1 protein-coding gene is annotated in these 887 nt (G+C 47.1%); it reads left to right on the top strand.

Translation table 11 applies throughout. The annotated features are described in order from the left end of the window. The coding region (locus CWB85_RS21160; protein ID WP_138555956.1) for a hypothetical protein at positions 1-887 on the top strand (887 nt) is incomplete at both ends.

The following is an 887-nucleotide window of genomic DNA, read 5'->3' as shown; positions in this document are numbered from 1 at the left end:
CTGCGGTGCTGGTCAATGGTACAGCCACTAATATTGAAGATGGTCAAACAGTGACCATCTTCATCACCGATGTAAATGGCGTTAATCAGCAATACACCACCACGATTACTAATGGCACGTGGAGCTTAGGTGAATTAGATTTATCAACCTTTGCTGAAGGCGAATTAAGTTTTAGCGTCAGTGGCACTGATGCAGCAGGCAATGCCGCGGCAGCAGACACGCAAACATTTAAAGACACCATTTCAGCCATTTCAATGCAGATACAAACCAATGGCGACGGCATTTTAAATAGCCTTGAGGTTAACCCAGCGACCTTTGGTGGGGTTGCCAATGACATTGAAGACGGCCAACCGGTTGAAATTATTGTCCGTGATGAAGCCGGTAACCGTTTAATTTTTAATACCACAGTGCAAAATGGTTTCTTTATTATTGAAGATGGGGATTTATCCAGCCTACTGGATGGCGACCTAACCTTCACTGCGACCAGTATCGACAGCTTTGGTAACCCTGCTGTTGCCACCAACACGGTAACAAAAGACACCGCTGCGGTTGAAATCACGGTTGAGATAGACACAGTCCAAGATGACACTATCAATGCAGAAGAAGCACCCACTGTGCGTATTAGTGGCACCACCGACGCTGAAAACGGCCAAGTCGTGACGGTGTTATTAACCGACACCGCCGGTAATTCAATCACCCTCACCACCACCGTAATCAACGGCAAGTGGATGCTTGAAAACGTCGATACACGTTTCTTAGTTGATGGTGGTATCACCGCCGTTGCAAGCGTAGAAAACCGTGCGGGTAATTCAGGCGACGCCACTGACACTGTACTAAAAGATGTGTTGGCTGAAATTACCCTGCAACTCTATGATGCTCCACCAGAC

The organism is Pseudoalteromonas sp. S1727 (genome assembly GCF_005886375.1).
Lineage (GTDB): Bacteria > Pseudomonadota > Gammaproteobacteria > Enterobacterales > Alteromonadaceae > Pseudoalteromonas > Pseudoalteromonas haloplanktis.
Note: the sequence above shows the minus strand (reverse complement) of the source record. Positions and strands in the feature narration are given on the sequence as shown.